Genomic DNA, 18,304 nt, shown 5'->3' with positions numbered 1-18,304 from the left:
TAAGTATTCTACAATTTATGAACTGTGAACAACGCCTCAATATCGAGACATGCTTCCAGTTCTTCGGCCAGCTCATCCAGCGCGGCTTCTACTCCAGCGCGATAATTGGTCAGCCCCCCATCCACACCCAGCGCGCGCAAGAAGCGCTGGCGAAAACGATCCGCACCGAAAACACCGTGAAGATAGGTTCCCATGATGCGGCCATTTGGCGAAACAGCCCCATCGTCATGATCGCCGATCTGCGCGAAAGGCCGCGCCATATCCGGCCCGACGGTGCGCCCGATATGGATTTCATAGCCTTCCAGCGGGGCATCGTGCAGCAGCGACACCGCCTGCACATTGCGAACCACCTTTTCCGGCTCCATCAGCGTCTCGATATCGAGAAGGCCAAGCCCCTCGATATCGCGCACATGGCCTTCGATGCCCGCCGGATCACTGATCCGCCGCCCAAGCATCTGGAATCCGCCGCAAATACCAAGCACATGGCCGCCCCGCTTCACATGGGCGGACAATTCGCGGTCCCAACCGTTGTCACGCAGCGCCAGCAGATCGGCAATCGTGGATTTCGTGCCGGGCAGCACGACCAGCCCCGCATCCGCAGGCAGGCTGGAACCGGGCGGCACCATCACCACCTCGACCGCGGGCTCTGCCTTCAGCGGATCGAGATCATCAAAATTGGCGATACGCGGCAGCATGGGCACGGCCACCACAAGCGCCCTTTTGTCCCCGCGCACCGCGCGCTCCAGAACGACGGAATCCTCCGCTGGCAGGCGCGACACGGCCTTCAGCCACGGCACCACACCGAAAGACCGCCAGCCGGTAAAGCGCGTGATTACCTCCAGGCCGTCATCGAAAAGGGCAATATCGCCGCGAAACTTGTTGATGAGAAAGCCCTGCACCATGGCGCGGTCTTCCTGCGGCAAAATCGTGTGGGTGCCGACCAGCGAGGCAATCACCCCGCCCCGGTCGATATCGCCGACCAGGACCACCGGCACCTCGGCGCGGGTGGCAAAGCCCATATTGGCTATATCGCCCGCGCGAAGATTGATTTCAGCCGGCGACCCGGCGCCTTCCACCAGCACCAGATCAGCGCCTTCACCGACCCTGGCAAAGGACTCCATCACCGCCGCCATGAGCTGCGGCTTCAATTGCTGATAATAACGCCCGCGCGCCTCGCCCCGCACCCGTCCCTGCACGATAAGCTGGCTGCCCATATCCGTCTGGGGTTTGAGCAGAACCGGGTTCATATGCACCGAGGACGGCACGCCGCAGGCAAGCGCCTGAAGCCATTGCGCGCGGCCGATCTCGCCGCCATCATCGCTGACGGCGGCATTGTTCGACATATTCTGCGGCTTGAACGGGCGCACTTTCAGGCCGCGATTGCGCGCAACACGGCAAAGCCCGGCGACAAGAACACTCTTGCCGACATCCGAGCCGGTTCCCTGAAACATGATCGCGCGAGCCATGGGAGCCTGCCTAGAGCATTTCCAGCAAAGTGCGAAGCGGTTTTGCGTGAGGCAAATGCGACGAAACAAATAGCTGGAGCGGTTAGAGCGATTTCGTTTTAACCGGAACCGCTCTAACCGAAGTTGACACCGCTGGCAATGCGCAGCCGAACCGCCACCTTCTATGCAAAAATGCGCATCGGTTTATTGCAAATGTGCGCAACATTATTCCAATGGAGCGTTGGCAGCATCCCGCTCTTATGCTCTAGTCGGAACATGAAAGCGGTGCTCATAGGGAGGAAACCATGGATACTGCCGATCAGAACCAGTTTGAACTGAACGAAGAGCAATGCGCCATTCAGGAGATGGCGCAGGCTTTCGCCGCCGACCGGATCGCGCCGCAAGCGCTGCAATGGGACCGCGACAAGCATTTCCCCGTCGACATCCTGCGCGAGACGGGGCCGCTCGGCATGGGCGGCATCTATGTGCGTGACGATGTGGGCGGATCAGGCCTGAAACGGCTCGATGCGGTGCTTATTTTTGAGGCGCTTGCCGCCGCTTGCCCGACATTTTCGGCCTTTCTGTCGATCCATAACATGGCCGCATGGATGATCGACAGTTTCGGCAATGAGGACCAGCGCCAGCGCTTCCTGCCGCAGCTGACCTCCATGGAATGGCTGGCGAGCTATTGCCTCACGGAGCCGGGTTCAGGTTCCGACGCAGCCGCGCTCAAGACCCGCGCCGTGCGCGACGGCGATCATTATATCGTCAACGGCGCAAAGCAGTTCATCTCGGGCGCAGGCTCCACCGATCTCTATGTCGCCATGGTGCGTACCGGCGAGGACGGTCCCAAAGGCATTTCCACGCTTGTTGTGCCTAAAGATGCACCGGGCCTGTCTTTCGGCGCCAATGAATTCAAAATGGGCTGGAACGCCCAGCCGACCCGGACCGTCATTTTTGACAATTGCCGCGTGCCGGTGGAGAACCGGCTCGGCGATGAAGGCGCAGGCTTCAGGATCGCCATGGCGGGGCTCGACGGCGGGCGTCTCAATATCGCCGCCTGCTCGCTTGGCGGCGCGCAAGCCGCCACAACCAAGGCGCTGGACTATTGCGCCGAGCGCAAGGCATTCGGACAAACGATCGATCGTTTTCAGGCCTTGCAGTTCCGCCTCGCCGACATGGAAACGGAACTGGCCGCCTCGCGCATGCTTCTTTATACGGCAGCGAGCAAGCTAGACCGCAAGACCCACGACGCCGGCAAATGGTCGGCCATGGCGAAACGCTTCGTGACCGATACGGGCTTCAACATCGCCAACGATGCCCTCCAGCTTCTGGGCGGCTATGGTTATCTTCACGATTATGGCGTGGAGAAACTGGTGCGCGATCTGCGCGTCCATCAAATTCTTGAAGGCACCAACGAAATCATGCGCGTCATCATCGCCCGTCACATGATCGGCCGTTGAAGCGCAAACTATCAGCAAGGGAGGTTTTGTCATGGCCACAATCGCATTTATCGGCCTGGGCAATATGGGAGGCCCGATGGCCGCCAATCTGGTCAAGGCCGGCCATCGGGTGCTGGGCTTCGACCTGCTGCCGCAGCATCTTGAAGAAGCACGGGCCAACGGCCTCGAAATCGCGGCAAGCGCTGCGGAGGCCGTTTCCGATGTGGATGCGGTGATAACCATGCTGCCCGCTGGCAAGCATGTTATCTCGGTTTATGAAGACATTGCGCCCAAGGCCCGCAAGGGCACGCTTTTTATCGATTGCTCGACAATCGACGTCGATTCGGCCCGCAAGGCGCATGAACTGGCGGCGGCGCACGGGCATCTCTCCATTGATGCGCCGGTTTCCGGCGGCACCGGCGGCGCGGCGGCGGGCACACTGACCTTCATGGCAGGCGGCGGCGACGACGCTTTCAAGCGCGGCGAACCTATTCTTCAGCCCATGGCCGGCAAGATCGTCCATTGCGGCGGCGATGGCGCCGGGCAGGCGGCAAAGATCTGCAACAACATGATCCTCGGCATTTCGATGATCGGCGTCAGCGAAGCATTCGTTCTGGCGGAAAAGCTGGGCCTTTCCCATCAGGCCCTGTTCGACGTGGCTTCCACCTCCTCCGGCCAGTGCTGGTCGCTCACCACCTATTGCCCGGTTCCCGGTCCCGTTCCGACCTCACCCGCAAATCGCGGCTACAAGCCGGGCTTTGCCGCGGCACTCATGCTGAAAGACCTGAAACTGTCGCAGGAAGCGGCCAAAAGTGCGGGCGCGGATACGCCGCTTGGCGCCCATGCGCAGGAACTTTACAGCCTTTTCGACAATGAGGGCCATGGCGGCGAAGATTTTTCAGCCATCATCAATTACCTGCGCTCGAAATCCGGCAGCAGGTAAAGAATTGCCAACGCAAAAAACTTGCATTGTTTAGATTTGCTTAAGTCTCTGATAACCGTACGGTAACGATGTTGGGCTAGAAAGGAGCACGAGACGGGTTGCACCGCTCTCGGCTCCGGATCTGGTACTGCGTACCGGAGCACAGTATATCCCGCCAGTGTATCGTTCGGCGGAGATGCCATGCGTAACTGGCAAAACCGTGCACCTTCGGCAGCGCGGTTTTTGCCATTTTCAGCCGGCAAAGAGTGCCTATACTGGGTACATTGTCCCTTGATCCCACCGAATTGCACGATTACACGCCTTTGTTACAAAGCTTTTTGTGCTGTCCGATTGAAATCCGGACATAATCCTGTGAAATGCACGTTGCTTTAATGGAGCCTGCACAGGCGAATTTTATTCAGGGCAAGGCATTTGACTGCACAACGACCAGCCACTGCTGTTTCCACTGCCGACGGCAAGCTTTTCGGCCTGCCTTTGGCCGTCATTTTCGTACTGTGCTATTTTGCCTTCCAGGCTGTCCTCGTCGCCATGGTTTCCAATGGCGCGGGCCTCGACGATGCCGAGCAGCTGGCCAATATCGGCTATCTGGATTGGGGCTATGGCGGCTCCCAGCCGCCGCTTTATACATGGATCACCAATCTGGCGGCATCCGTGCTGGGCACATCGATGCTCACACTCCAGATCGTAAAATTCAGCATGCTTGCGAGCCTGTTCCTGAGTGTTTACGGCGCCATGAGACTGCTCGGCTTTTCGCGGATCGTCGCCTCGGCCGGCATGCTCGGCCTGTTTCTCATTCCGCAAATCGGATGGGAATCGCAGCGCGCCCTGACGCATTCGGTCGCCGGCACAGCCGGTTGCGGCTGGGCATTTCTGGCGTTCGCCTGGCATATGCGCAAGCGCAGCCCCGTTTCCGCCGCCGCACTCGGCATGGCAATGGCTGCCGCCATCCTCGGCAAGTTCAATGCCTCGTTCTTCCTCATCATGCTGATCGTGACGGGTCTTCTTATTCCCGAATACCGCCGGATACTGCTCTCAAAACTGAGCCTCGTCACGATCCTGGCATTTGGCATCTGCTTTGGACCGACAGCGCTTTGGATGTTCGCGCATAAATCAAGTGTGCTGGCGCGCGCGAACAAGTTTGAAATCGGGGCTTCCGGCAATATTTTCTTCGACCGGCTGATGGGCGTCGAAAGCCTGATAGAAGCCGCATTTCTGTTTTCCATCCTCGCGCTTGCAATAGCGGGCATCATCGCGTTCATTCACTGGAAAAAGCGAACCACACCCTCCACCCCGCTGACCGATGGCGAAAAATTCCTGAGCCTCCTGATTCTGGTCGGTCTGGGGATTGTGTTCGTCGGCGTCACCGCCACCGGCGCCAATAATGTGAAGGATCGATGGCTCCAGCCTGTCCTGTTTCTCACTCCGGCGCTTATGGCCAGCCTTATGGCCCGTTATCGGGCGGGAAACCGGGCCCTGACAGACTATGCCGTCATAAGCGCTGTTGTCGCGCTCATCGTGCCACCGGTGCTCAGCTATTACCTGATTTATGGGTCCAGCTCTCCGCCCTTCGGCCAGCTCGACTATCGGCATTTTTACGAGGAAGTGCAGGCCAAAGGCCCGTTCAAGACGATCCTGACCGACAATGCTCAGATACCCGGCAATTTCCGATTGTTCGATTCGTCACTGCACGTGATCCATCCCGAGACGCCGGATGCCAAGGCACATCTCACGCCGCCCGTGCTTGTCATGTGGTTCGGCGGCGCCGAACCCAATGACCGCATCGCTGCCATGCTGCGCGATGCGAATATCACCGTGCCTCACGATGGCATCACCACGACCGACATCGAATACAAAACCTGGCCAGACAGGCACATGACCGTCAGCTATTTTCTGGTGCCATAAGGAAAGGCCCGGAAAAACCGGGCCGCCTGCGCTCTTATGCCAAGGCGCCAAGATGCTCACGCTATCCACGCCCTGAAAATGCTCAATCGCCGCACGGGCTTATACCCAAGTATCGATGAGCAAGCTTATCGATACCTGGTATTATTCCACCGTATCCTGAATCGCATGAGCGGTGCTCTTCACATCGCGGCCCACGCCGCGAACGGTGTTCGCGCAGGACGCAAGCGTGAATGCGCAGAGCACGATAGCAACAGGGACAAGTCGGGTCAGCTTCATGACAGTCTCTCCAATGGGATGCGCGAATCTGTCCTTTCGAAGGAACAGGCGCAAAAGCACTTCCAGCAAAACTGCGAAGCGGTTTTGCGTTGAAAAATGCGACAATGAATTAAGGCGGTTCCCGCGCTTCTCATAAAGCAGGCACCATTCCAGAATTCCGGGTTTGTTCAAACCAGTTATGCCTCCCGCCCCATGCGAAGCCCCTGCCCGGCATCTGGCGGTGAAGCCGATTCACTCGGCTGTCACGAAAGAAATTTAGCGCAGTCTTTTTCACTGGCAAGAGAATGCGCCAGTTAAGACCCCAATAAACTGTGGGCTATTATTGATATATGCCACCCAAAAGTGGAAGCCGCTTTCACGGGGAAATCAGTTCGCCGGGCTGTTTTCCGATCCCGCTGCGATGGGAGGAAGACATGCATGAAAACAAAACTCAAAGCATGTCGTATGAATAGGGTAATTTAGCAGGAGCGGAACGTCTCAAAGCGACCGGAACGGCGATAGGCTTCGAAAACACTGCGCAGGTGGTCGGCGACGACCTGAATGTGCGGTCCGGCTTCCGGCTTGACAACCATGCCAAGCTGATAGCGGCCCAGGGCGGGCAGGCCATGCTCCGGCCCCAGAGCAACAATCCCATCGCTCAAAAGCGTCTTGCCGAATGGCGCTATCGCAAGATCGGCCATGATCGCCGCCCGCTGGCCGGTGGAATGCGAACTCATATAGGCGATGCGATAAGCTCGGCCGCTGCTTTCCAATGCTTCCAGCGCGCTGCCGCGCCAGGCACAGCCCTCTTCCCAGATGGAAAGCGGCAGAGGGTCCCGGCGATAGGCCGTACCGCACTTGGCCCCGGCCCAGACAAGCTCCTCATCCAGCAGAACCTCCACGTCGCCCTTGTTCAATATCGCATGGGACATGTTGATCAGCGTCACGTCCAGCCGACGCTCATCGAGCCGCTTGCGCAGGTTGCTGCTCTGATCGATCACCACATCGACCGTCACGCCCGGATGACTTTCAGCAAAACGCTTCAATACGAGCGGCAGCACACATTCGCCGATATCGTCGGGGGATCCCAAGCGGACGACGCCCGTGACTGTCGGGGCAACGAATTTCGATACCGCCTCCCGATTGAGCGCCAGAAGACGCCGCGCATATCCGAGCAATATCTCGCCGTCGCTGGTCAGCGTGACCGAGCGCGCATCCCGGTCGAAAACCGCAACACCAAGCTGTTCTTCCAGTTTCTTGATCTGCATCGACACAGCCGACGGCGTGCGGAAGACCGCATTCGCCGCCGACGAAAAGCTTCCCGTATCGGCAATCGCCACAAATGTGCGCAGCACATCAATATCGAGCATGGGAAGGGGATGGTGAACGGGCGCTGTCATGACGGACTCCGTTTTCGTGCAGAATGTTCAAATTTTCTGATCTTAAGGCTTTCTATATTTCGTTTGATTGAACGTCAAGCGGAATGCACAGTGACGACACCAACAAGCTGCAACGAGCGCAGCAACCGAACCTTCTGATCGAGGAAAAGAAAATGACTGTTCAATGCCAATCCGCCCCCAATGGCCGGACGACAGTTCTTCGCTTTGCGTCGACGTCTTCCGTTGCAAACCTGTCGTCATGGCTTCCGGAGCTTTATTCCAAAGTGCAAAGGCAGGTTGAAAACTGGTCTTATGAGCGGCGCGTGAGGCGCAGCCGCCGCGTGCTGGAATCGCTGCCGGAACACATCTTGCACGACATCGGTTGGCCCAATGTCGATGATCGGCTGCCGAGCCTGAAGAACGCCGCGGAATTCAACCGGAGAAACTGAAACCGGATTGAGGGCGATCATGCGATCCGCCCTCAATTTTCCGACATGGAAATACCTTTTCGCGGCAGGCATTTAGCCGCACTTTGCAACCTACCCGTTCTGTGTCTCAATAGAACACTGTCTTGTTTGCGCCATCGCCCTCCCCCTGTGAAACCGGGCCGGCGCAACAGGATCGCCGGTCTGAAAGCGACCGGAAAAACCGGGCCCAGAATAACCCGGTGTCATGACGGAGACACAAGGCTTCAGCTGCGTCGGGAACCGCAGCCGGAGCTTTCGAGAATGGGAACGGTCGGGCTATGATCCAGGCTTCATCGGTTAAGCGGTCTATTGTCTTTTTTCTTGTTCCAAACTTTTCGATGATTGCGTTTGCAACGGCCATCGAGCCATTGCGCATCGCAAATCGGATGCTGGGCTATGACGCCTATCAGTGGCGCCTGACATCGGTTGACGGCAAGCCGGTAACGGCCTCCAACGGCGTGGAATGCGCGGTCAATGCTTCATTGGAAGATGAGCGCCGCTTTCTCCAGCGCGAACAGCGGCCTTCCATGGTTTTCGTCTGTTCGGGCGTCTATGTCGAAGAGTTCCGCAACAAATCCGTCTTCGCCTGGCTGCGCGAGGAATATAATCGCGGCGTGGCGGTGGGCGGGCTCTGCACCGGCGCGCATATTCTGGCCGCCGCCGGGCTTCTGTCCGGCCGGCGCTGCGCCATCCATTGGGAAAACCTGCCGGGCTTTGCGGAAGCATTTCCAAAGGCTGAGGTCTATGCCGACCTGTTCGAGGTCGACAGCAATCTCTACACCTGTGCGGGCGGCACGGCTTCTCTCGACATGATGCTGAAACTCATCGGCGATGATTTCGACGCCAATCTGGTCAACAAGATCTGCGAGCAGGCCCTGACGGATCGCGTGCGCAGCCCGCAGGATCGCCAGCGCCTGCCGCTGCGCGCGCGCCTCGGCATACAGAATTCGAAAGTGCTCACCATCATCGAGATGATGGAAGCCAATCTGTCAGAGCCGCAGGCGCTCATCAATGTGGCGCATACGATCGGCCTTTCGCGCCGTCAGGTGGAGCGTCTTTTCCGCCAGGAAATGGGCCGGTCTCCCGCCCGTTACTATCTGGAAATCCGGCTCGACCGGGCGCGCCATCTCCTGCTGCAATCATCCATGCCGGTTGTGGAAGTGGCTGTTGCCTGCGGCTTCGTCTCGGCATCGCATTTTTCCAAATGCTATCGCGAGCTTTACGGACGTTCGCCGCAACAGGAGCGCGCCGAGCGCAAAATGCTCATCGCCGCTTAAGGGTAAATCGGGAAAGGATGGAATTACGCCTCCAACGGTGCAATCTCACCCGCCCCACTTTCAAAAGAAAATCAAAACCATACTGGCTTTTCCGGAATCAGTTTCACAGGCCAGGCCATCTGCCGGGACCGGATCGATGGCCATGTCGCGAACAGGACAGCCCACATTCAGCCCGCGCAGGTTTTAAGAAGCTGCGATGCAGTCGTCCGGCGCTGCGAATATGTCGTATAGAGGCAAATGTCGCGACCGGCCAACGATTATGGTTTTGGAAAATACCAATCAGGATCGCATAAAATGGCAGAGTTTCCCAAGAAGGCGAAAGTTGTGATTGTCGGGCTTGGCGGTATCGTCGGCGCCTCTGTCGCACATCATCTGATCGAGCGCGGCTGGGACGATATTGTCGGCATCGACAAGTCCGGCATCCCGACCGATATCGGCTCCACCGCCCATGCTTCCGATTTCTGCTATGCGACGAGCCACGATTTTCTATCGTGCTGGACAACGCTCTATTCCATCGATTTCTATGAAAAGATGGGGCATTACGCCCGCGTCGGCGGTATCGAGGTAGCCCGCATCGGTGACGATGCCCGCATGGACGAGATCAAGCGCAAGGTCGCCTCGGGCAAGGCTTTCGGCACCCGCGCGCGCCTGATGGAACCGGCGGAGATCAAGGAAAAATTCCCGCTCATCGAAGAAGGCATGGTTCAGGGCGGACTGTGGGACCCGGATGCCGGTCTCGTCATCCCGCGCTCGCAGACTGTCGCGGGCAAGCTGATCGACCAGGCGGAAGCCGCGGGCAAGCTCCAGAGCTTCGCCAACACACCGGCCCAGTCGCTGATTGTCGAAAATGGCCGCATCAAGGGCGTCGTCACCCATCGCGGCACAATCGAAGCCGATTATGTCATCATCTGCGCCGGGCTTTGGGGCCGTCTGATCGCCGAAATGGTCGGCGAAGACCTGCCCGTGATGCCGATCGACCATCCGCTGACCTTCTTTGGCCCCTATAATGAGTTTGAGGGAACGGGCAAGGAAATCGGCTGGCCGCTCCTGCGCGACCAGGGCAATTCCGCCTATATGCGCGATACCGGCGACCCGAAGACCGCGGAAGGCGGCCAGATCGAATGGGGCTATTACGAGGAAACCAATCCTCGCCTCTGTCACCCGCGCGATCTTCTGGAAAAGCATGAAGCACGCCTTTCGCCCTCACAGCGCGACCTCGAAATGGAGCAGATTCTGGAACCGCTCGAACGCGCCATCGAGCTGACGCCCATTCTCGGCGAGCTTGGCTATAATGAAAGCCACTCCTTCAACGGTTTCCTGCAAGTGACAACCGATGGCGGCCCGTCGATGGGCGAAAGCCAGAAGGTGCGCGGCCTCTGGTATGCGGTGGCCATATGGGTGAAGGACGGCCCCGGCATGGGCAAGCTCATCGCCGACTGGATGACCGACGGGCGCACATCCATCGATCACCACGCCATCGATTATTCCCGTTTCTACCCGCACCAGATGACCGAGCAGTTCATCTGGGATCGCTGCACGGAAACGGCGATGAAGGTCTATAATCCGGCGGTCCACCCGCGCGAACCCTTCTCCAAGGGGCGCAATATTCGCCGCTCGCCCTTCTATGAGCGCGAAGTGGAACTGGGCGGCTATTTCATGGAGCTTGGCGGCTGGGAACGCGCCCATGGCTATGCCGCCAACGAGCATCTTCTGGAAAAATACGGCGACCGCGTTCCGGTGCGTGAAAACGAATGGGACAACCGCCATTTCTGGCGCGTCTCGAACGCCGAACATCTCGAACTGACCGAAAATTGCGGCATCATCAATCTCTCGCACTTTGCGATGTATGACATCGAAGGCCCGGACCATGTCGCGCTGATGGAATGGCTGTGTGCAGCCAGGATTGGCGGCGACGCCAATATCGGCAAGGGCATCTATACGCACTTCCTCGACGACGAAGGCATGGTGCGCGCCGATTTCACGGCCATCCGCATGGCCGACCGCATTCGGATGATTAACGGCGCCGATGCCGGCCCGCGCGATTTCCATTACATGCGCCGCGTGGCCGAGGATAAGGGCTTTGACGTCACCATCACCGATGTGACGGAAAAATATGTCACCATCGGCATCTGGGGGCCGAACGCCCGCGAAAACCTCAAGAAAGTGGTCGAGAACCCGGAGAGCCTCGATCCGGAAAACTTCCCCTTCGCAGCCATCAAGCCGATCAAAATCGCGGGCAAGGGTGTCACCGCTTTCCGCATTTCCTATGTCGGCGAACAGGGCTGGGAACTGCATATGCGCTATGAGGACGGGCTCGCCGTGTGGGATGCCTTGCGTTCGACCGGGGTAATTGCCGTCGGCGTCGAGACTTATGCCAATACCCGCCGCCTGGAAAAGAGCCTGCGCCTTCAAAATGCCGATCTGCTGACGGAGTACAACCTTCTCGAAGCCGATCTGGCCCGCCCGAAAGTGAAGGAAGCGGATTTCCGCGGCAAGGCCAGGCATCTGGAATACAAGGCCCGCGAACACCAGCCGGCCATGCTGTGCACGCTCGTCATGACCGACAATGTCGATAAGAGCGGCGTGGCGCGCTATCCGGTCGGCATCATGCCAGTACTGGACCCTGAAACCGGCGAAACGCTTGTGGATGAACTCGGTCGCCGCTCCTTCACCACTTCGGTCGCCTATGGCCCGACCATCGGCAGGAACATTGCGCTCGCTTATCTGCCATGGGTCTATTGCCAGGAAGGCCGCAAGCTGAATGTCGAATATTTCGGAGAAACCTATCCGGTCGAAGTGCTCTCAATCGGCTACAAGCCGCTCTACGACCCGGAGAACCTGAAGCCTCGAAGCTAAAACCGCACACCTTCTCAACAAAAGCCGAGACAATGCCTCGGCTTTTTCATCAGGAAACGGAAAGGCTATTTCAACGTAGCCTTGCCGCCGCTGATCGTGACCGTCTCATCGCCGGTCAATGCTTCACGATCACCATTGGGAAAGGTCACGAAACAGCCTGAGGCGCAGAAATCGACCGTTTCACCCGGCGCAATAATCATTTCGCGCCTGGAGGCGCCTTCCGTCACCACGATCGTCTGGGGGCCGCTATCATTGTTGGAAATCTGGGCCGCATAAGCACCACCAGCCGAGGCTGCAAAACCCATTACAGCGCCGAGTACAAGCCTGCCCAGGCTGTTGACCTGATTTCTGTTCATACCGTCTCGACCTTTCCATCGCTCCCGCCGCGACATGTCTAATGCCGCATGGGCCCTATTGCCCTCTGTCAGCCTTTTATAAGCGGGCAAAACTGAACTGCAACTGAACGAAATGTCATCAGGCCTGCTCGTCTGCATCCTTGTCCGCATCCGGCTTTTCCGCGCCCCGCTTTTTCTTGCCGCCGGCGGATGAAAGCTCTTTCCCCTTCTGCATCAGATCGGAAAGCTTTTCGATTTCGGGCACGCTCAGCACCAGATCCGTCGTCGACGACGACAGGTGCAAACCTTCTTCATGGAAGCGCTCGACGATCTGGAATCGCAGTTCATTCTTGATGCCGCCCGTCGATGTGATGTCGGCCACATGGGCATAGACATCAAAAACCATCAGTGAATCATTCATGCTCTGGAATGCGACGAACGGCTCGGGATTCTTCAGGATCGACGGATGACCGCGAACGATGTCGAGCAGCAATGCATGGACCCGGCGCGGGTCTTCCGTATAGGAGGCCTGCACATTGATATCGATGCGTCCGAGCTTATTGCGATGGGTCCAGTTGCCGACATTGCCGTTGATGAGCGTCGAGTTCGGCACGATGATCGACTGTTTCTGGAAGGTTTCCACTTCCGTTGCACGAACGCTGATCTTCTTGACGATGCCGCTGACCGTGCCCGCTTCCACCCAGTCACCGACCTTGAACGGGCGTTCGGCAAGCAGAATAAGGCCGGAAACAAAATTCTGGACGATGTTCTGGAGGCCAAAACCGATACCGAGAGACAGACCGCCGGCGATGAGGGCAAGGTTCGACATATTGAACCCGGCTGCCGATATGCCCACCAGAGCGGCGAGGCAAAGCCCCACATAGCCTATGACCGTGCGGATCGAATTGCGCACCCCGGAATCGACGCGTCCGCGCGCCATGACGCTATTGTCGAGCCAGTTCTGGAACCAGCGCGTCAAAAGATAGCCGATCACGAACAGCAGCACACCGGTCAAAAGCCCCATGAGCGAGATCGAAATATTGCCGATCTGGAACCCGGTCATCAGCTGATAGAATGTGCTTTTCAGTTCAGCCCACTGGAAGCCGAGCTGCATCAGCACAAGCGGAATGCCGATCAGGGCCACCACGAGATTGATGAGAATCCCGGCCACAAGTCCAAGCTGGTCGAGTGTCGCCTCATCGAAATGAAACCGCTCCCGCATTGCCTTGCCGATCTTGCTGGACGCGAAAGCCTGCTCTTCCGAAATCGCGCGCCCCGTCAGGAAGCCCATATACATGGTGACGAGAAAAGCACCCGTCACCACGATCTGCTGCGAGATGAAACGCGCCATGCCGATATAGCCGGAAAGCGCGATCAGAACGGGAAAAAGCCCCAGCACGATCAGGAATATCCTGAACGCGCGCGGCCAGGATCGGACAGCGCCATTCCTTTCGCGCTCGACGGGCCTCAGGAATGCAATCGCCAGGATGAGAATACCGACCATCACCGTGGCCAGCAGGCTTTTCGCCATCGTCAGCGACAAGGGCGACGAGAGTATCCGGTTGACCGTTCCGAAGAAGGAATCGAGACCGCTCGTCAGCGCCGTTCCCGTTATCAGCCAGCCCAGCACCCGCCCCGGACGCGGCGCAACCGGCATCAGGCGCCATTGCGGCATATCCGAGCTGATACAGGCGGACGCCAGCCTGTGAATGAAGAAAACAAGCCCCAGAACGATGAAGAGCGACTGGAGAAGATCTGCGATATCCGTTCTTAAAACATTGAAATAGTTCAGAAAAAAGTAAGTCGTGGCCAGAAAGACGCCAACAGCCGCAGAGGGTATCACCGTCGACCAGAACGCCACCGAAAGGCGGCTTAGATAGGAGGGGGCTTCAACGGTCGGATCACGTTGATAAAGGGTTCCAAGAATACGCCTTGCACCCAGCTGGATGACCAGCGCGGCCACAAACGCAAAGAAGGCGGCAGCGAGAAACGAATTGAGCTTGAAGGTGATGACGAAGCGCCACCATGACTGGACAATGCGCCAGAGCGAAACCATCTGGTTGCTGGCGGCGGAAGCGACCTCCGAGCCGAGTGTCGTGTCGAGGTTCACGCGCTGGGAAAGCGTGCGCGCAAAGAGGTCGCGGCGCATATCGCCGATTTTCGCCGACATCTGGTTGACGGAAAGCGAGGTGTCTTCCGTCTCGCCGACGATGGCGTTGATTTCCGCCTTTTCGGCGGTCAGCCGCGCCCGTTCCTCGCTGACGATTGCCGGTTCCGGCGGCTGATCGCTGGCGGGCGCAGGCCCCAGTTGCTCCAGGCGCGTGTTGATTTCGCCAAGACGCGGGCGAAATGCAACGCCTGCCTCCAGAAGCTTCTTCGACAGGGCATCCAGCTGGAGCTTGAGATTGGCCAGGGATTCATCGCTCGATGCGGCCTTCGGGAGCTGATCGCTGATCCGTTTGGTCTGCTGCTTCAGATCGTTGATGACCGGCTTTTGCTGTTGAACGACCCCTGAGACGAGTGCAGGCGCCTCCTGCTGGTCGGTTGCGGCAGGCGGCGGGTTCTGGGCGGGCTGGGACTGTGCGGCAGGCGGCTGCGATGGCTTGTTGTCCTGCGCAAAGGCGTGCGCAATGCCGCCCGCCGTCAGGGCGCCGATGAGAAAAGAAAATGCAAGAACACGAAGCGTTGGTGAATATGCCAATTCAATTCTGCCGTTCAACAAGACATGGTTTCAACATAAAGCGCCCTAAAACGGTTGCAAGGCATAGGCGCTTACAAGATTTCACAAGGCGCGGAAAGCGGATCAATAACGTATATGACGTGCCTTGATGCCAGTATTTCCTTGTTCGTGCGAACACAAATGATTAATGAGGATTCGCAGTGAGTGTGAAAAGCTGGCTCAACTCCACGGATAGACTCTAGAGAAAGTCTCGGCGATTTGATGAAGGGCATGAAAAACACGGAACAGCACAAGCAGCATGGGTTCATGCTGCTCCTTGCGTGCGTTCTGTCGTTTACGGCTTTTCTGTTTGCCGTGGATTTTTCGATGCTCGACGACGATGCGGTTCGCGGTCAGTCCGGCGGCATCGTGGCAAGGCAGGCCGAGGGCAGTCCCGCGACGCCTGTTCGCCAGCAGTCCGCTCCGTCGCCCCAGCCCATGCGGGCGATCCTGATCGAAGCCATGGCGGCCAAGATCAAGGCCGCTTATCCCGACGGCTCCGGCGCGGCATTCCCCGCAGCAGCGGCGACTGTTCTTCTTCCGGAGGCAGGTCCGGCTGCAACAGCGCAGGAACTCCGGCGCCTCGCAGTTTTGCAGGGACATTCTGGCTCTGCCCGTGCGCCGCCGAAAAGCGCATAATAAGCCATTCTTGAAGATTGGCCCCTACCAATCTCGACGCCATTAAAACAATGCCCGCACCGCCACCCGATGAGTGGCAATTGGGGCGCACCAACCGGAACCTTGATCCATGCGTACTTCGAAATGGGTGGTCGTGCTGTATAGCCTGATCGTTGCGATCGGCGTTATCATCGCCTTGCCCAACTTCTTCACCCAAAAACAACTCGACGCGATGCCGTCCTGGTTCCCCAAGCGCCAGGTCACGCTCGGCCTCGACCTGCGCGGCGGCTCCTATCTCGTGCTTGAGGTCGATGCAGCCAGCCTGAAGAAGGATCGCCTGCGGAGCCTGCTTGACGATGCCCGCAGCAAGCTGCGCACTGAGCGCATCCAGCCGCAGTCGATCCGGGCCGTGGGCGACGCCGTTGTCGTCACCATCCCTGATGCCGACCAGCGCGCCAAGGCCGAAACGGCCCTTCGCACCCTGATTTCGCAGGTCAACACCAGCGGTTTCGGCACGGCGATCAACGACATCGACGTCACATCGAACGACAACCAGATACGCCTGACCTTGACCGAGGCCGGCTTCAAATATCGTCTCGATGCGGCTCTCCAGCAGAGCCTTGAAATCATCCGCCAGCGTGTCGACCAGGTCGGCGTCGCCGAACCCTCCATCCAGCGCGTGGGTTCCGACCGCATCGTGGTTCAGCTTCCCGGCCTCCAGGACCCGGCGCAGCTTCGCCAGCTTCTCGGAAGCACGGCGAAAATGAGCTTCCATATGGTCGCGGACGCCAATCCGAACGATCCGCCGCCGCCCGGCGTCACCATCATGCCGGATTCCAAGGACCCGAACATCAAATACCCGATCGAGGATCAGGTCGCCCTGTCCGGCGAGCGCCTCACCGATGCGCGTGCAGGTTTCGACCAGCGCACCAATGAGCCGATCGTGTCCTTCCGTTTCGATAGTCTCGGCGCACGCCAGTTCGCCGATATCACGACCAAGAATGTCAACCGGCCCTTTGCAATCGTACTCGACGGCAAGGTGCTGAGCGCCCCGGTCATCCGTGAACCGATCACCGGCGGCTCGGGCCAGATTTCCGGCAGTTTCACGGTGCAGGACACGGTCGTCCTCTCGGCACTCCTGCGCGCGGGCGCCCTGCCCGCTCCGCTGACCGTCATCGAGGAACGCACCGTCGGCCCGGATCTCGGCGGCGACGCCATCAAGATGGGCCTGATAACCGGCATTGTCGGCTTCGTGCTCGTCGCGGTCTTCATCCAGCTCCTTTATGGCGTCTGGGGTACGATTGCCAATGTGGCGCTGCTGCTCCACACGCTGCTCACCTTCTCGGCCCTCAGCCTTATCGGCGCAACGCTGACATTGCCCGGCATCGCCGGCATCATTCTGGGCATCGGCATCGCGGTTGATGCCAATATTCTCATCAACGAACGTATCCGCGAAGAAACGCGGCGCGGCCTCGGAGCCATGGCCGCGCTGGACAAGGGCTTCCACAGCGCCTTCTCCACCATTGTGGATGCGAATGTCACATCGCTGATCTCGACCCTGCTGCTGTTCACCTTCGGCACGGGCCCGGTTCGCGGCTTTGCGATCACCATGATGCTCGGCATCGCGATCTCCATGTTCACGGACGTCACGCTCGTTCGCATGGCCATGGCCTGGTACGTTCGCAAGCGTAAGCTGAAAGTGCTCGTCATCGAGCCGTTCCTGAAATTCGTTCCCGAAAAGACGAATATCAGCTTCATGAACGCCCGCTTTGTCGGCATTGGCGTCTCGATCGTGCTGTCGATCCTGTCGATTGGCCTGTTCTTCAAGCCGGGGCTGAATTACGGCATCGACTTCAAGGGCGGCATTCAGGCCGAGATCGTGACGTCACAACCGGCCAATCTGGCGCAATTGCGCGAAAAGCTCGGTGCGCTCGGCCTCGGTGAAGTCGCGCTTCAGTCTGCCGGCAGCCCGAACGATGTCCTGATCCGCATTCAGCGGCAGGAAGGGGGCGAGGAAGCGCAGACGGTTGCCGTCAACAAGATGCGCGAAGCCGTGACCGAACTCGACCCCGGCGTGAAGATCGAGCGTACGGAAGTCGTCGGCCCGAAAGTCTCCGGTGAACTGGCGCGCTCCGGCTTCATCGCCGTCATCCTGTCGGCGCTGGGCATGCTCATCTATCTGTGGTGGCGTTTCGAATGGTTCTTTGCGATGGGCGCGATCATCACGCTCGTCCTCGATACCACGAAGATGGTCGGCTTCTTCGCGCTGTTCCAGCTCGATTTCAACCTGACGGCCATTGCAGCGCTTCTGACCGCCATCGGCTACTCGGTCAACGACAAGGTCGTGGTTTATGACCGCATGCGTGAAAACATGCGTCTTTATAAATCGAAGCCGCTGCGCGAAATCGTCGACATGAGCATCAATCAGGTGCTTGTGCGCTGTGTTTATACATCGATGACAACTTTCCTGTGTATGCTTCCGATGGCCGTCTGGGGCGGCAGCGCGGTTCATAATTTTGCCGTGCCGATGCTGTTCGGTATCGTCATCGCAACATCGTCGTCGATCTTCATCGCCGCACCTATCCTGCTTCTGCTGGGCAACTGGTGGCAGCACCGCAAGGAAGCGCATCAGGCGATCGAAGACAGCGCCGCAGCGCAGAAATAAC

The 18,304-nt window shown here is 58.6% G+C and carries 13 protein-coding genes; 8 read left to right on the top strand and 5 right to left on the bottom strand.

Going from position 1 to position 18,304, the window contains the following annotated elements; translation table 11 throughout:
* Positions 1 to 8 precede the first annotated feature (8 nt).
* On the bottom strand, positions 9 to 1,466 hold the full coding sequence (locus AVM02_RS03250; RefSeq protein WP_411505590.1) for a cobyric acid synthase: 1,458 nt from the start codon (positions 1,464 to 1,466) through the stop codon (positions 9 to 11).
* A gap of 284 nt (positions 1,467 to 1,750) precedes the next feature.
* Between AVM02_RS03250 and AVM02_RS03245 the strand changes: the two genes are divergently transcribed.
* The 3 genes from AVM02_RS03245 (at position 1,751) to AVM02_RS03235 (ending at position 5,732) form a co-directional block, all read left to right on the top strand.
* A complete protein-coding gene (locus AVM02_RS03245) occupies positions 1,751 to 2,908 on the top strand; it encodes an isobutyryl-CoA dehydrogenase (protein ID WP_411505589.1) in 1,158 nt (385 codons plus the stop codon).
* A gap of 31 nt (positions 2,909 to 2,939) precedes the next feature.
* Complete coding sequence (mmsB, locus tag AVM02_RS03240; protein WP_411505588.1) at positions 2,940 to 3,830, top strand: 3-hydroxyisobutyrate dehydrogenase; 891 nt, start codon at positions 2,940 to 2,942, stop codon at positions 3,828 to 3,830.
* Positions 3,831 to 4,241: 411 nt separating this feature from the next.
* Positions 4,242 to 5,732 (top strand): ArnT family glycosyltransferase, encoded by a 1,491-nt coding sequence (locus AVM02_RS03235; protein ID WP_411505587.1) that lies wholly within the window; start codon positions 4,242 to 4,244, stop codon positions 5,730 to 5,732.
* Positions 5,733 to 5,873: 141 nt separating this feature from the next.
* On the opposite strand, the gene AVM02_RS03230 is transcribed toward AVM02_RS03235, so the two are convergent.
* Together AVM02_RS03230 and AVM02_RS03225 are read right to left on the bottom strand one after the other, a co-directional pair.
* Complete coding sequence (locus AVM02_RS03230; protein ID WP_411505586.1) at positions 5,874 to 6,008, bottom strand: entericidin EcnAB; 135 nt, start codon at positions 6,006 to 6,008, stop codon at positions 5,874 to 5,876.
* A gap of 458 nt (positions 6,009 to 6,466) precedes the next feature.
* Positions 6,467 to 7,387 (bottom strand): LysR family transcriptional regulator, encoded by a 921-nt coding sequence (locus tag AVM02_RS03225; RefSeq protein WP_411505585.1) that lies wholly within the window; start codon positions 7,385 to 7,387, stop codon positions 6,467 to 6,469.
* Positions 7,388 to 7,539: 152 nt separating this feature from the next.
* On the opposite strand from AVM02_RS03225, the gene AVM02_RS03220 reads away from it, so the two are divergent.
* The 3 genes from AVM02_RS03220 (at position 7,540) to AVM02_RS03210 (ending at position 11,966) form a co-directional block, all read left to right on the top strand.
* Positions 7,540 to 7,815 (top strand): DUF1127 domain-containing protein, encoded by a 276-nt coding sequence (locus AVM02_RS03220; RefSeq protein WP_411505584.1) that lies wholly within the window; start codon positions 7,540 to 7,542, stop codon positions 7,813 to 7,815.
* 296 nt (positions 7,816 to 8,111) lie between these two features.
* Positions 8,112 to 9,110 carry a GlxA family transcriptional regulator gene (locus tag AVM02_RS03215; protein ID WP_411505583.1) on the top strand — a complete coding sequence of 333 codons (999 nt, stop codon included), beginning with the start codon at positions 8,112 to 8,114 and terminating at the stop codon, positions 9,108 to 9,110.
* Between the two features lie 294 nt (positions 9,111 to 9,404).
* Positions 9,405 to 11,966, top strand: coding sequence for a GcvT family protein (locus tag AVM02_RS03210; RefSeq protein ID WP_411505582.1), 2,562 nt, complete (start codon positions 9,405 to 9,407; stop codon positions 11,964 to 11,966).
* Between the two features lie 65 nt (positions 11,967 to 12,031).
* On the opposite strand, the gene AVM02_RS03205 is transcribed toward AVM02_RS03210, so the two are convergent.
* Complete coding sequence (locus AVM02_RS03205) at positions 12,032 to 12,322, bottom strand: hypothetical protein (RefSeq protein ID WP_411505581.1); 291 nt, start codon at positions 12,320 to 12,322, stop codon at positions 12,032 to 12,034.
* Between the two features lie 118 nt (positions 12,323 to 12,440).
* A complete protein-coding gene (locus AVM02_RS03200; RefSeq protein ID WP_411505580.1) occupies positions 12,441 to 15,002 on the bottom strand; it encodes a mechanosensitive ion channel domain-containing protein in 2,562 nt (853 codons plus the stop codon).
* Positions 15,003 to 15,242: 240 nt separating this feature from the next.
* On the opposite strand from AVM02_RS03200, the gene AVM02_RS03195 reads away from it, so the two are divergent.
* Entirely contained in the window at positions 15,243 to 15,659 is a 417-nt protein-coding gene (locus AVM02_RS03195) for a hypothetical protein (RefSeq protein WP_411505579.1), read from the top strand.
* Positions 15,660 to 15,768: 109 nt separating this feature from the next.
* Positions 15,769 to 18,303, top strand: a complete 2,535-nt coding sequence (secD, locus tag AVM02_RS03190; RefSeq protein ID WP_411505578.1) for a protein translocase subunit SecD — start codon at positions 15,769 to 15,771, stop codon at positions 18,301 to 18,303.
* Position 18,304 lies beyond the last annotated feature (1 nt).

It is taken from the genome of Brucella anthropi (assembly GCF_046630315.1).
Classification (GTDB): Bacteria; Pseudomonadota; Alphaproteobacteria; order Rhizobiales; family Rhizobiaceae; genus Brucella; species Brucella anthropi_A.
The sequence above is the reverse complement of the archived record's forward strand: the minus strand, read 5'-3'. Positions and strand labels throughout refer to the sequence as shown.

What these genes read in the sequence shown, in the direction of transcription:
- AVM02_RS03250 (WP_411505590.1), bottom strand. Translation starts at nt 1,466, where the DNA reads ATGGCTCGCGCGATCATGTTTCAGGGAACCGGCTCGGATGTCGGCAAG.
- AVM02_RS03245 (WP_411505589.1), top strand. Translation starts at nt 1,751, where the DNA reads ATGGATACTGCCGATCAGAACCAGTTTGAACTGAACGAAGAGCAATGC.
- mmsB (WP_411505588.1), top strand. Translation starts at nt 2,940, where the DNA reads ATGGCCACAATCGCATTTATCGGCCTGGGCAATATGGGAGGCCCGATG.
- AVM02_RS03230 (WP_411505586.1), bottom strand. Translation starts at nt 6,008, where the DNA reads ATGAAGCTGACCCGACTTGTCCCTGTTGCTATCGTGCTCTGCGCATTC.
- AVM02_RS03225 (WP_411505585.1), bottom strand. Translation starts at nt 7,387, where the DNA reads ATGACAGCGCCCGTTCACCATCCCCTTCCCATGCTCGATATTGATGTG.
- AVM02_RS03220 (WP_411505584.1), top strand. Translation starts at nt 7,540, where the DNA reads ATGACTGTTCAATGCCAATCCGCCCCCAATGGCCGGACGACAGTTCTT.
- AVM02_RS03215 (WP_411505583.1), top strand. Translation starts at nt 8,112, where the DNA reads ATGATCCAGGCTTCATCGGTTAAGCGGTCTATTGTCTTTTTTCTTGTT.
- AVM02_RS03210 (WP_411505582.1), top strand. Translation starts at nt 9,405, where the DNA reads ATGGCAGAGTTTCCCAAGAAGGCGAAAGTTGTGATTGTCGGGCTTGGC.
- AVM02_RS03205 (WP_411505581.1), bottom strand. Translation starts at nt 12,322, where the DNA reads ATGAACAGAAATCAGGTCAACAGCCTGGGCAGGCTTGTACTCGGCGCT.
- AVM02_RS03195 (WP_411505579.1), top strand. Translation starts at nt 15,243, where the DNA reads ATGAAGGGCATGAAAAACACGGAACAGCACAAGCAGCATGGGTTCATG.
- secD (WP_411505578.1), top strand. Translation starts at nt 15,769, where the DNA reads ATGCGTACTTCGAAATGGGTGGTCGTGCTGTATAGCCTGATCGTTGCG.